Annotated in this window: 10 protein-coding genes; 3 read left to right on the top strand and 7 right to left on the bottom strand. The window is 44.8% G+C overall.

Features of this window, described 5'->3' with window-relative positions; all coding sequences use genetic code 11:
* Positions 1–273: 273 nt before the first annotated feature.
* From RMO52_RS14215 to RMO52_RS14185, 7 genes are all read right to left on the bottom strand, one after another.
* Positions 274–801, bottom strand: coding sequence for a hypothetical protein (locus RMO52_RS14215; RefSeq protein WP_310415331.1), 528 nt, complete (start codon positions 799–801; stop codon positions 274–276).
* Between the two features lie 75 nt (positions 802–876).
* Entirely contained in the window at positions 877–2,022 is a 1,146-nt protein-coding gene (locus tag RMO52_RS14210; protein WP_310415328.1) for a hypothetical protein, read from the bottom strand.
* An 18-nt stretch (positions 2,023–2,040) separates the two neighbouring features.
* Positions 2,041–4,236, bottom strand: a complete 2,196-nt coding sequence (locus tag RMO52_RS14205; protein ID WP_310415325.1) for a pyridoxal-dependent decarboxylase — start codon at positions 4,234–4,236, stop codon at positions 2,041–2,043.
* Positions 4,237–4,331: 95 nt separating this feature from the next.
* Positions 4,332–6,290 (bottom strand): M36 family metallopeptidase, encoded by a 1,959-nt coding sequence (locus RMO52_RS14200; RefSeq protein ID WP_309745246.1) that lies wholly within the window; start codon positions 6,288–6,290, stop codon positions 4,332–4,334.
* A 92-nt stretch (positions 6,291–6,382) separates the two neighbouring features.
* On the bottom strand, positions 6,383–8,305 hold the full coding sequence (locus RMO52_RS14195; RefSeq protein ID WP_309745248.1) for a M20/M25/M40 family metallo-hydrolase: 1,923 nt from the start codon (positions 8,303–8,305) through the stop codon (positions 6,383–6,385).
* A gap of 654 nt (positions 8,306–8,959) precedes the next feature.
* A complete protein-coding gene (locus RMO52_RS14190; RefSeq protein ID WP_309745250.1) occupies positions 8,960–9,193 on the bottom strand; it encodes a hypothetical protein in 234 nt (77 codons plus the stop codon).
* A gap of 39 nt (positions 9,194–9,232) precedes the next feature.
* On the bottom strand, positions 9,233–9,613 hold the full coding sequence (locus tag RMO52_RS14185; RefSeq protein ID WP_309745253.1) for a site-specific integrase: 381 nt from the start codon (positions 9,611–9,613) through the stop codon (positions 9,233–9,235).
* A 192-nt stretch (positions 9,614–9,805) separates the two neighbouring features.
* Between RMO52_RS14185 and RMO52_RS14180 the strand changes: the two genes are divergently transcribed.
* From RMO52_RS14180 to RMO52_RS14170, 3 genes are all read left to right on the top strand, one after another.
* The gene (locus RMO52_RS14180; RefSeq protein WP_310415322.1) at positions 9,806–11,665 is read left to right on the top strand and encodes an HlyD family efflux transporter periplasmic adaptor subunit; all 1,860 of its coding nucleotides are present in this window, start codon (positions 9,806–9,808) and stop codon (positions 11,663–11,665) included.
* A 39-nt stretch (positions 11,666–11,704) separates the two neighbouring features.
* Complete coding sequence (locus RMO52_RS14175) at positions 11,705–12,469, top strand: peptidylprolyl isomerase (protein WP_310415319.1); 765 nt, start codon at positions 11,705–11,707, stop codon at positions 12,467–12,469.
* Between the two features lie 56 nt (positions 12,470–12,525).
* The coding region (locus RMO52_RS14170) for a cyclic nucleotide-binding domain-containing protein (protein WP_310415316.1) at positions 12,526–13,746 on the top strand (1,221 nt) is incomplete at its 3' end.

Genomic DNA, 13,746 nt, shown 5'->3' with positions numbered 1-13,746 from the left:
CAAACCTCTGAGATAGGCTTCAGATCTAAGCGTTACGGCATGTAGAGATCGCAATAGAGCGAGATCCGAAACTAAATCGATTCTCAATCTCTTAAACGTAGACACCAAGGCAATTTTAGAAGGCATATTTTTGATAAATTCAGCTATTTAATTAGCTGAATCCCTTGCCCTGAGCTTGTTTAAGTCGTCTCAACTTCTACCACTTAAAAGTGATAGATGTATCTTAAATATCACCTAGTTCAGCCTTTGCTACATTGGATAGCGATCTGGATATTAGCCAATGTATGAAACCATTAAAGTAATAACATAATCTGAAGCCTTTATTCTTAGGGTATTCTGTGGATAAGGTTCTGCTTTAACAAATTTTATCAAATAATTATCGACTTTTATAGTTTCTGAATTTTTATGACTTGCATTATGGATGATCTGTAAATTTCCATAACTACGATCCTTGACTATGATTTCAACAGCAATTTCTATTTGCCCTGACTCAAAGCAGTTAAGCTCCTTAGGGCATCTAGAATCCTTGACAACATTCAAGAATTTTAGCTCAAAGCTCTCAGATTTTATGATAGCAGTTTGACCGATCCTAAGTTGAAAACTAGTTTTAAAATCTGTGTCAACTAATATATTTCGCTGATGACGATCGATCTGAATAGTTTGTTGAGGATAAAATATTATCGATCGATCTACTGACTGAGAAGCTTGACAGTTAAATGAAAAAATACTATTTAGAATGATTAGTGCTAAAACTAAATTAATAAATAGCTGTGATTTGACTATGACTGAATTAAACAACATTTGAAATTCAAATATTTTAGGAGTATTTTAAAACGCAAAGTCACCAGACACGATCGTCATTTAAAATTAGCCTATTTACTCCAAGAGTGCTAAATTTCTCCAAAAAAATTCTAGGCTCTGAACTCCACCAAAAGCTGAACTCCAAAGAGTTGCATCACAAACAAATATGTTGGCTACGCGAGTACCACTAGGCAGAATCCAGAGCAGCGCATTAAAATAAATATTTCCTGCTGCTACAAAGGGATGAATTGGAGCGGCTGGATTGATTAGTTGTTTTGCTAATACCCGCACCGAATCTTTAAGGGAGTCAGGAATAAAATAATGGGGTAGATGAGGATGAAGATTAAATGTAGTGACATCTTGAAGGATTTTTAGATCGTCTAAATCTGGAAATGTAAGTAAAGGAGCAGGAGAACGATCGTGACTTAGCTTGGCTGGATTTAGTCCAAATTGATTTTCAATTGGGAAGCCGAGTTCGGCTAGAATTGCTCTTGCAAATCCACCAATTCGCTGTTGAGCCGGAACTAAACGATCGCCATGATGTAAAAATTCTATTTCATGAGATGCTCGATCTTCTCTAGCACCGACATCATGTTGAGGACAGACTAACAAACAGGCATCTTCACGTTCTAAAAATTTCTTAATAGCTGCTACTTCTTCTCCTCTAGGTTTTTGTTCTGTGCCAAAGTGATCCAAACTAACTATAATTAAAGTATCGATATCTTCCAGGAAGTTTTCATCGAGTAACTGGAGCGTACCATTCTCACTCTGTCGTTGGATTAAAGCGACAGGATTACCTGTGATTGTAGAAATAACTTCACTGAAATGTTGAAAGTCAAATAAAACAACATGGTCTAGAAAACCAGAGATATCTTGCTTGTATTGTGATGGATTTGCTGCCCATTCATATAGAGGCCAGATCGATCGTCGAAATTCAAATAAGCTGGAGTATCGATTTTCTAATTTGCCAAGTTCCGCCCCAATCTCCTGAAGACGACTCCACGAAAAGTAGAGTGCAAATCTTCGGTGCGAGATCGATTGCTGGGGCAGACAAACTTCTTGCCCCACCTGTAAATTTTCAGCATCGGACTCGGTAAATTGGGTACCATCCGGTTTCAAGATTTCAGTCCAACGGTTGCCATCTCCTAATTTTTGCTGTGCAATAAGATAAAGTGTATCTCCCGATTGGATCGGATATGAGCGACCAGAGTTACAAGCCATGAGTCAATAACCTCTAGTTTAGATGGGTGCAATTTCTGTAATTGCTTCAGTTATAGCTTGCCGAAATTCATCTTCCAAAATATCCAAGAATGAGCCTTGTGTAGTCTCAGTTACCCAAGGATCCATTACCACAGAGCGCAATACTGTAATGGATACTCCAGCAGACTTTTCAACTCCTAGACGGCGTTTATAGTCATTAATAAATATGTCTCCATATTGAGCGGCATTTAAGTCGGTAGTACTCACAATTAGATCGTAGCCGTAGATGTCATCGCCTGGATTAATGCTCAGTCTATTGTAAAGAGCTTTATTTAAACGGTTAGTTTGAGCTAAGTCAGTATTAATTTCCGATCCAGTTTTAAAGTTAAACGCATAAGCCAATATATTTTGATCTGGCCCAATTTCTGCGAGTAATTTCATGGCAGCAAGATCGTTAATAATCTCTTCGTTAGTCTTACCAACAATTCTGTCGCGAATAAATTGAGTTTGTTGTTGGATATCAGAACCATCAGCCTCCGCAGGTAGTCGAGGTACCGGAATGATAATAAAAGGGTCTTCAGGACGTGCCATACATAGCAGTCGCGCATAAAGTTTTTTACAACTAAAAAGTGCTTGACCGATGATTTTGCCGTAACCACTTTTTGAGGGTCTAATCACTCGATGACTCAGATAAACTGCTGCTGCTGCTGCTCCTGGCTTCGACCCTTCGATGCCATAGATTCCCACTGTTGGTTCGGTATCACCATGAAAGACGACTGGGGCACTAAAAGTAACGAGATCTCGCATAGCTGAGTTGCGATAGCAAAGTGCTCCGGCTGGATAGGGAATGTAGCCAGATTTATGAGGATCTACCGTAATTGAATCGACATCACCTAAAGCCTGGAACTGATCGATCGCATATTGCTTTAACGGTATGGCAGGAGGGGGCGGAGCTGCAAAATTAGCCAGTGGCACAGGCATATCAAAATCATCCCGAATCACGGAAATATGATAGCCACCCCAAGCAGCATCACCATGAACGGTGAATTCCAAGCCAAGCTGACGAAACTCCGCTCGTAATGTCAAAATATCTCTAATCGGATCGATCGCACTTTCTTCGGTACTGCCGATGACACCGACAACTGTATAAACAGGTCTTTGCTCGCTCAGACATTGTTCGAGGAGTTCCTTGAGCGCAGTAATATTCATTCTGGCATCTTTATCTACAGGTACATCGATCGTGTTTGATGCACCAATACCCAGAATAGCAGCAGCTTTGGGGAATGAATAATGTTTTGTACCTGGCACTAAGAAAACGGGAGATTTATCGATCTGGCTGAGAAAGCGGCAGGAAAATTCTTGGATTCCCAAGCTTTGTAAGGAATACTTGGCGAGACTCGTCGTAATAGTATCCCGTGAAATTTGGTATTCATGGGTGAGGCGAGTCGGTAAAGCGAGGATATCATCGGCTTTGAGGTTGAGTACCGACCAAGTATCTAGCTCAATCAACGGGAGTGATTCACCAGTTGAGCGTGAAATGACGATCTGTTTACCCGCTGCTAAGGCTGGATCTTCCTTTAATGCTGCTTGTAAAGCTAAGGGATAGAGTTTGAGATTTCTTGCTGACCAGAGAGCCTCAATATTGGCAACAGTACCATCACAGGTAATATGTCCCCAGGGGCGAATCGCACCTTTGTCGATGGCTGCTCGATCTGGAATGGTATATCCAAGCATTTTACAGAGATCGTCGCCAACTAGGACTTCCAAAATTGTTGTCGCTGTCGATCCTTCAAAGGCAACATTATTGGGGTTGTAGAGCATGGCGGCGAAGTAGCCCAGGATACCAGGAATGGTTAAATCCCAGTTCATGTGTCCTTGGTAGCGCATACTGAAAAAGGGTACGGATTTTTTCAGAAACGCCAATAAGGACTGATATCCCTCGGTAAGAGAATCCATTGCTTCGAGATATTCAGGCGATCTCTTCATCTCTCCAGTGATGTGAGTGGGATCGCTGGGATGAAAGTTTCTGCGCCAAAATGCCTGATCTCGAATGGCTTCGACAATAAAGCGTTCTAATTCATACGCATTTTCAGCTTTTGGACCCAAGAACCAGGCTTCTAGGGCGCGAGTTCCTGTACTTTCAAAATTGGGAATTTCACTCGACTGAGACAATTGATTAATGACTTGGCATGCTTTTTCAAATCCTTGACTGAGAGAATCTTGTGGGGTATTCATCAGCTTTGGCTCCTGGTGGTATCGGTGGGGAAAGTGACAATGTTGAGCGTTATTAGAGCAGGAGGAACGGGTTTTCCGCTACTCCTGCTGTCTAACTACAGACCGGAAGGCACATTAGTATCTTCAACAATCCCGTTCAACGATGCTCCAAAACAATCAGCATTGGGTCCCATGCCAAATTTCGCAAAGGTTGTCCAAACTGCTTTTTTGACCTTCTTATAATCCGCAGCGTTCAAGCTTCCTTTTGTCTGCAAGTCACTGAGTGCCTGGAGAATCGCATTACGTTCATCTAAGAAACTGGGATTGGAGGGAGACAGTTTTAGGGCATCTACAACAATTTGCCAGCCGAGTTGATGACCGCGCTCTTTAGAGCCTAATGCTGTTCCAATCTCGCGATTCATCCCCATCAACGTAGCGCACCAAATTTCACCAATGTTATGCACTTGGTTGTAACGTCCCGTCCCAATTTTGCCAAAGCGATCGGGGAAGCTGCTATCGTACTTTAGACCTCGGATACCATTGGGATTATTAACTACCCAGTCCCCAGTAACGACTTTTTCAACTGATTTGTCGAAGTTTTGAATCGTGAGCGCGAAATAGTCACTCCAACCTTCGCCCATGCTGCCACTTTGGATCTGTTGCAGCCCCTGTGGACTATTCATCCGACCGCCGACTAAGCGGTTAGTTACTCCATGTGTAAATTCATGGAAGACGACATCGGCATCAAAGGCGGTATGCCGACCAGTAGCAGCTACTAGCCCCATATTCATCTCAGGTCTTTGACCATCTGGAGGGGTTGACATATTAGCCGTTCCATTCACCGTACCGCTATGAGCGTGAGCCAATACGGGGTCGCTGGCATTTCCCTGTCCGGTATAATTCACATCTTGAAAGTTGCCAACTGCTTCATTAAACCCCAATAAGTAGAAGAAGTCGTGCATATAGTTGCAGAAATAGAAGATATTCAGAATCTTCTGATCGTCTCCGCTGTCATTGGCAGGATCGAAGACGACTTTTCCACTTTGAACCTTGCCTTGAAGAGTCTTAATCGATTCACCTAAGGTCGCAATGGTATTATTCCCCATGCACTTATTGCTAGCACACCAATGACCGGGAAATTGAGCAGGTAGCTTGGTCGGTTTGGGAACGGGATAATCACTCAGATCCCGAGGGAAAGCAATCATTTGCCGAGGTGTTGCGCTCGGATTTTCTTTATAAACATTGCCTTTACCCAGAGCTGTTCGCGTTAAGCTTTGGCAGTAGAGAATTTCTGCTTCAGGGCGATCTGCTGAGACAATCAGTTCATATCGATCTTGACGATCTGGTAGCGTAATCCGCACGTACCATCCGAGCCGCGTCTCAGGATTTTGATAAAAGAGCACCAAATGAGCCGAAATAGGATCGGCAAAAAGACCTTTATCCAAAACTGTCGGTTTGCTGGGGAGGGGCGAAGTTACCTGGATTTGGGGCACATAATCGGATAGATCGATGCGAACTGGAGTCATTGGCTGTCCCCAACCATCGATCGTTGTCTCTGTGCCGTCGGGATTAGCTACATACTGAGCGGCGGCTAGTACTGCTTGAGTAACGCTAATTTGGGGTGCCGTATTAATTCCGGGTGGGAGATTAACGTTGTTTCCGACGACATCGCTAATGGTGTTGTCAGGAGCGAAGCGAACGGTGCGCACCATCTGGAAGATCGGGATGCCCCGATAGCTTTGTTGAAGATGAACGGCTTTACTATCGGAACTGGTTGTTTCAATGGTAGAGTCTGGGACAAATTCTACTGGCTCACCTGGGGCAAATCCCAAGACGGGGCTGGTTTGCGCGACAAAGCTCAATGCTCGATCGATCAGCGATCCGGCTGTGCTTGGGGCATTAGTTGACAAGAGACGATTGGGCGTACCTGTGAGCGAATTCAAAGCAGGAACACTAATTGCCTGAGTTCCGGGCAATTGATCGGAGACAACAGATGCAGCTTGACTGAGTTGATTAATTCGGGCAGCAGTTGCACTATTGGTAGTGAAGTTACGAGTATCGATCGCATGTGCCATTTGAATACCTCATTTTTTGGTGATAGGAACAGAAAGTTAGCAGCCAAAAATCAAACCGGAATTTTGACAATTTTGAATTAGCTCAACCAGAATTACAGGTTAGCCGTTACCCAGGTAGCAGCTCCAATCACGCGAGCAATATCCGCCGCATAATCAAAATCGACGAAAGTATCTCCATCCCGGTGATAGTTAGGATTTGGCTCGGAGGCTGGGGATGTGGGCAGCGGCCCAGCAAAGAAATCCTCAGAGGTGACACAAGCCGCATAGCCACGTTGATGAAAACTGGCATGATCGCTCCTGCCTTCGGCGGGATCTGGTTGAGTATAGATTTGCGGAGATGCTAAGTTCGGCGATAATACCGCAGCTAACCGTTTCATCCGTTGAGCGAGTACGAGCGATCGCTTTTGGACATTGGCTGAGGCGGCATAACCGACATGGATTTCAAAGGAACGTGGGGGTTTAACGTTGTAACCAATCATATCCATTTGATATACGCCGACAATCGGCGCAGCAATCGCGGCTTGGGTACGTGCATAAGCCTGACTACCCACTAAGCCATGCTCTTCAGCATTAAACAGCACGAATCGGATCGTTCGCTTGGGTGGTTTAATTGCCGCTAATTGTTTGATGACAGTGGCGATCGCTAAGACAGCCGCAATGCCGCTAGCATCGTCATCAGCTCCAGGTGCGGGATCTCGATCGGGATCGTAATCGCCAGCAGTATGGCTCGAAGCAGCGGTCGAATCTAAATGAGCAGTAACTAACACAATTTCTGCCGATTCACTCCCCCGTAGCTCTGCTTCTACGTTATCCAACTCGCGTCCTTCATGAACGAATCGATTCATGCCGATACTGAAATTACCACCACCGATTTTTTCGAGATCTTGTGCCAAGGCTGTGGTGACGACACCAATATCTGAACTGTGGATATGTCGGCTTTTAATTTTGATGCCGACTGATTCATCCAGCGGTTTTACACCTGTATACCTGTCTAAATATCCACGAATTGAATCTGGAGTAATTGTTTTGAATTTTTCTAATTCACTACTACTCAAAGATGATTCAACTACGGTTGCATCAACAAAACCTGCGGTTCTGGCATTTTCACCTGTTCCAAACGGTTCGAGTAAACTGAGATCGGGTAACAGCTTGAGATTGTGTCCGTGATGTGCATTTTCAAAATGATATTCTTCTACCGATCGATCGCCGGGTAAGGCAATAAAAATTCCCTCAGTCGAAGAAGCTAACACCCATTTTGACTCTTCATCATTAACAAAAAAGCTACTAGATTGTCCTTGGGGGTTGAGAAAACCCGCGCTAGTTTGCAGATCGTCCCGCAGCAGGTACACATCTGTTGTGAGCGGATCGCCCTCACTGCCCAATCGATCGACTTGAAAACCTAGATCGTCAAGCTTGGTTATCGATGAGGTAGTCGCGATCGCATAAACTTGATTTCCCTGTGCTCCCGTTACATATAAAGGCACAACCGACAGATCTTTAATCACCGATCGCCATGCGTTATTACTTTGAGCTGTCGTAACTGTGACTCGAATATATCTCAAACGGCTGCCGTTTAATACATCCAAAATCAAACGTGGATGGGGGCATACTTGCCACCCGACATCAAAAGCGGCTTTTCGTTCTTTACTATCTTCTCCGACAAAGAGGCAATGCTGAGGCTCTGTCGGATGACTTGCTTTTTGAGCGGCTAGTTGAAAAATTTTCGGATTGGGTTTGCTCACCCCAACCACTGAGCTATAAATGAGCAAGTTTGGATCGAAAAAATTATCAATATCAGCTTCTTCAAGCACTTCGTCGATCGCGGCTGCTACCTCACTCCCAGTGTTGGATATAATGCCTATTTTTAGATTATTATCTTTTAACTGCTGAAGAATCTTTGGTATATATGGATAGATATCTATCCCTACTAAATGAGCAGGAGGGGGCGATATTTTTGAAGTGCCTAAAGTATCTCCAATATCAAAGAAAAGTATTGATGCTCTAGTTCTAGTCACAATCAAACCTCTTTCTTTAAATTAATTTTTGCAAATCTTAAATTAATAAACAGAGAGTAGAATCTCATGAAAATATTCACAGCAAACACCGATCAAACATCGATGTTGAATCGAGATGGATTAAGTCGATGGCTTATTTAATGGTTGAAATTAGTAAGAGACAACTTAGGACGGAGCTTGGTGTTTGTGCTCCAATCGTTACTATCTCAGTCGCTCTAAGGCTGCTGTATATAGCTTGCTAAGCTAATAATTTACAATCTGTATCTACCACTACATAATATCTCGATCTAATTAATTTTAATTGAATAACTAACAATTTGTAATATAGCAAATATGTGCTTTTACAAGTGCAAGCCTAGAATAATTAAAATTGATAAAAAAATTAGGCAGCTTATACATAAATGCTAAATTCAGACCGAATCTTGTCAAAAAGTTATTGTATATATTTTATCTCTTTAAAATAAAATCTTGCGATTGAGAATTGACAAACTAACTCTAATTATCCCGATTCGATCTATATTCCATCAGAGAATATTGAACCTATAACCTATGCTTTAGATTTAACTTTGGCATCCCGATCGATCTTCAGTATGGTAGGGAATGATAAGCTAGTTGAAAAAGCCTAGCTTTTAGACGACGATGGTAGTACTTGAACTAAGCGATTCCCCTAGTATCCTTATAACTCTGCGCCTTGACTGATTTAATATCATCCAACCGAAAATTACACAGTTTCCGCTTGTAAGCATGAATGACAAAAGAGCGTAGTGCCGCTAGCCGCGCATTTACCGTCGCCGCAGCTAAACCCGCAGTCAGTAACTGTCCGCGATAATTTAACACATGACCGCTCGCTTCCCGTTCGGGGAGTTGTAGGAACGACTCGATCGCCAACAGATACTTGCATTTCTAACTCTCGCCCAAAAAAGTCCTTCAATGCAGCCGCAGACGATCGTCTGGTGGCAGGTGAAATTTGCACACAGAGGAAGTCGGCCCAGACACCAGAGGTAACTGACCCAGGAACGAGTTTGTCCTCAGAGCCAGTACTGGACGCGATCGCTGGCTTAACAACAGTGTCATCATACGATCGGGGTTCATGCCCTGCACCATCATATTAGTGGCAAATGTATGTCTAAATTGATGGGGATGGAGCGATACATTAGTCGCCGTCTCAAATTCCTTAACGACCTTATAAATACCGTCATAACTCAGACGCTTACCCCGATGGCGATTGGATTCAGAGATAAAGATCGGACTATTCGGCTCGACCGCATACCCCTGACGTTCGCGCCACTCCAAATACCGATTGAGCAAACGCGAGCTTTTGCTCGGTTAGCGGCACCTGCCCCTAACTATTTGCCCTAACTTGACGGATCTGCAAACGTTACCCGTCGTAATCTTCAAGATTAAGAGCGGATCTGCCCACTAAATGAAAATCACCCGCAGATCTAGGGAACAATAGGCCTATAGCAGTAGCTGTGCAACAAAATTAACAGCATCAGGCTGGTGCCGTGGCTGCAAATTCCTGGGAAGTGGTTGAAATCATGGGTCGTCCAAATGCTTAAAGATCGTGACGTGGAGATCGTCAAAACTAGTAACTCCGAGTTAGCAACTGCTAGCAAATCTACTGCCCTCAAACATCGCGACAACACCAGTCAATCGGTCATCTTCCAACAATCCCAAATCTGGTCGCGAGCTATCGGCTGGGGGATCATGGGCTTAATCGTCGCCGTCATTAGTTGGGCACTAATCGCCCGCATCGACGAAGCCATTCCCGCTGACGGTAAACTCGAACCCATCGACGATGCCAAGAAGATCCAAGCTCCCATGAGTGGTGTCGTCAAACAGATCTACGTCAAAAACGGCGACAAAGTTCGAGCTGGAGCATTACTGCTGAAACTAGAATCAACCATCCCCGAATCTCAACTCAGTTACCTCGCTAGCACTAAAGAATCCCTCGCAGCGGAGAATAGTTTTTATCGAGCGCAGATGAATCTAAGAGGGGGAAAGGGGAAAGGGGAAGGGGGAAAGGGGATTAAGATCGCTCCTGAAATCCTTGCGCTGGCTCAAAGCCGTAGTGCCCTAATTACCGAAAATCAGCTCTACCGTGCCGAAATGAGCGGTACGGGTAGCGCGAGTCTTACTCCCGAACAGCAAAGACGGTTGGCATCGAGCGTTAACGAACTCAACACCCGACTATCAGCAGGTAAATCTGAAATCGGGCAAGTTCAAAAGCAACTGAGTGAAAACCGCGTCCGCCGTCAGGGATTAGTCAACCAACAAGCCGGAATTGGCTCGAATATTACCAGCATCAACAGCGAAATCGCCAGCGGGCGCGATAGTTTAGCTACTGCTCTAAGTCAGATCGATCGACAATTATCCCAAAATCAAGCCAAAATTAGTGCCAGTCAAAAAACATTAGCCATCAACCAACAGATCCTCACCGACTTGCGTCCCGCTGGAGCTGCTGGAGCCATCGCCAGAACTCAGATCGATCGCCAAGAACAAGAAGTAGTCACCCGTGCGAGCGAACTAGAGCAACAGCTCCAAGAACAAAGCCGCCTCCAACTCGAACAGACGCGACTGATTTCGACTAGTAAAGCCGACAACCAACGCCAACAGCAACGCATTCAAGAACAACAGCAGACGCTCAAACAACGCCAGTCCGAGATCGCCCAACTGGACGAAGAACATGCCAGACTCCAGCTTAGTGCCAGTCAAAGCACCTCAAAATTAGATAATAACAAAGCCGTCAACCGCAAAGACTTGTATTCCCGACTGGCTGAAAACGACAAACGCATTGCCGAAATCGACTCTCAACTCAATAAATCGATCGTCGAAAACGAGAAGAAAATTACCGAAATTACCAACCAAATCGCCCAAGCCAAACAAAGTCTCAAATATCAAGAAATCCACGCCCCAGTTGCAGGCGAAGTATTTGAACTCAAAGTTTACCCAGAGGGCGTAGTCAACAGTAACTCCCCAGAGCCTCTCGTCCAGATTATTCCCAGTAAAGACGCGATCGCTAAAGTCTACATTACTAATAAAGATATCGGCTTCGTCAAAATCGGTCAACAGGTAGATGTCCGCATCGATACCTTTAACTTTAGCGAATTTGGCGACGTTAAAGGGACGATCGAATGGATCGGTTCCGATGCCCTCCCCCCAGACCAAATTTATCCTTACGCCCGGTTCCCAGCCAAAATTAGGCTCTCTCAACAGACTTTAACTGTGAAGGGAACGGACATCCAGCTTAAACCAGGGATGTCAGTTAAAGCCAATATCAAACTACGCGATCGGACAGTCATGAGTCTGTTTACTGATATGTTTGCCAAGCAATCTGATGGAGTCAAAAATCTCCGCTAATTCCATCCGACTCAATCTCAATTATTTAGGAAACGATCTATGTCTGCTGTCTTGCAAATCGGGGATACATCTCTAACCGCCGAACAACTCCTACCTTTGATTAGTAAATATCGGTTAGTGCCCCAACTTGCCAAGGAGATGATAATCGAGGCAGCAATTAAGGATTACGAGATTACTGAAACAGAACATCAAGATGCGCGGCAACGGTTTTGCCAACAACAGCAACTGGGTAATGAACAGGATTTAGACGCTTGGCTCCAACAACAGCAGTTGGGACGTGACGATCTAAAAGAGTTAATCGATCGTGAATTGCAACTGCGAAAATTTAAGATCGACAAATGGGAAACCCAAGTAGAGTCACACTTTTGCCAGCGTAAATCCCAGATCGATCGAGTGGTATTTTCGATGATTCGGGTTAAAGAAATCGACGTTGCTGAAGAAATCTACTTCCGATTGGTATCTGAAGAAGCCTCCTTCGTCGAACTCGCACCCCATTACTCTGAGGGGATCGAAGCCAAAACTAAAGGCATTAGCGGCCCCGTCGAACTGGGTAAACTCGACCCCATCCTGGCTAACGCACTAATTACCCTCCAACCATTAGAAGTCCTGCCACCCCTCCAAATCGGTGAATGGTGGGTAGTTCTGCAACTCGAAACCATTATCCCCGCCCAACTCGACGAGGAGATGCGTCAGTACCTCACCGAGGAACTATTCAATCAATGGATCTATGAAGAAGTCCAGAAATTGCTCTCCACGCCACCAATTTCACAACAATCCACTCTAGCTTTCGCAGACAAGAACTAAAGAGGCATTAATTGCCCCCTTTACCCTTTACCCTTTACCCCTTCCCCCATCTACCCATGCTCGAACAACAAACCCTAACCCCTACCGACATTCAAACCTTCCTCGCACATATCGCCCCATTCGACAGGTTATCACCAGACGACTTACAACATTGGGTTGGTAAAATGAAGCCACTCCGGTTTCGGATGGGTCAAAAAATCCTGATTAACAGCCAGTTACCAAACCACTTATTAGTTATCTACTCTGGTAAAGTCCGCCTAGTTGGGGTCGAACCCATTACCAGTAAACCAGTCTCGCTCCAAGTATTAGAACCAGGCACGCTCTTAGGCGGTATCAGTCTCCTTCGCAACATTCCCTGTGAGACTGCCTTAGCTTCCGAAGAAACCGTCTGCTTCGTCCTGCCTGCGGCTGACTTCCACGACTTGCAAGATCGATATCCCGATCTGACAGAGGTTTTCGACACTCCCCATCGAGCAGAAGTCTTCGATTTAATTACCCATTACTTCCAGCACCAAAACTTAGCCCTACCCAAAGGTAAAGCGTTAGCTCAATTAACCGAGCGCGTCTGGCAAGATGCCGTCCATGCTCGCTCGTTACCCAACTCTCTTGCCACCGAGCGATTCTGGTTCGATAGTTTAGTCCCAGCCCCAGAGTTTGGTACCCCCATTCATCTAGATTGCCCAGCTCCGATTGTTTTACCAGCCAGGTTAATCGGACTCAGTGCCCACCTTCTCAACGTCACGGATGCCTTCGACGATAAATGGTCGGAAACTTCAGCCGTCTCCGCCATCTTTGTCGATTACGCTCCTGAATTAGATTTCCAAGTCACTAACAGCGAATTTGCCACTCCACCCAGTCAAATTGCGATTACCTATAGCGATGGTAAATTTCCCGCTGTCTTGGGCGAAGGGGTGAGGGAAGGTATCCTTGCTTGTTTCCAGATGGTTAGTTTGTATTTAGGGATTAAATATCGCCGTGAAACCGTCCAACGGATCGTCGATATGCAGCTCGAACGCAATAATCGGGCTACTCTCCAACTGTGTGCGGCGATTGCGGAAGTCTTGGGTTTGATGGGACGAATGATGGATATTCCCGCCAACCAGATCTGTCGGATTAAGAATCCTGCGATAATTGCCTGGGAAGATAGTTTTGCGGTTGTTTATCAAGTTAACGATCGAGAAATCTTGCTGGGCACTCCCCAAGCTGGGGTGGAGAAAATTAAGATCGAGCGATTTATTTCCCTGGTGGAAGGGGAAGGGGGAAAGGGGAAAGGGGAA

The organism is Chamaesiphon sp. OTE_8_metabat_110, assembly GCF_031382685.1.
Lineage (GTDB): Bacteria > Cyanobacteriota > Cyanobacteriia > Cyanobacteriales > Chamaesiphonaceae > Chamaesiphon.
Note: the sequence above shows the minus strand (reverse complement) of the source record. Positions and strands in the feature narration are given on the sequence as shown.

Excerpts from the sequence above, each read along its gene's own strand:
- RMO52_RS14215 (WP_310415331.1), bottom strand. The coding sequence starts at position 801 with ATGTTGTTTAATTCAGTCATAGTCAAATCACAGCTATTTATTAATTTA.
- RMO52_RS14200 (WP_309745246.1), bottom strand. The coding sequence starts at position 6,290 with ATGGCACATGCGATCGATACTCGTAACTTCACTACCAATAGTGCAACT.
- RMO52_RS14210 (WP_310415328.1), bottom strand. The coding sequence starts at position 2,022 with ATGGCTTGTAACTCTGGTCGCTCATATCCGATCCAATCGGGAGATACA.
- RMO52_RS14175 (WP_310415319.1), top strand. The coding sequence starts at position 11,705 with ATGTCTGCTGTCTTGCAAATCGGGGATACATCTCTAACCGCCGAACAA.
- RMO52_RS14205 (WP_310415325.1), bottom strand. The coding sequence starts at position 4,236 with ATGAATACCCCACAAGATTCTCTCAGTCAAGGATTTGAAAAAGCATGC.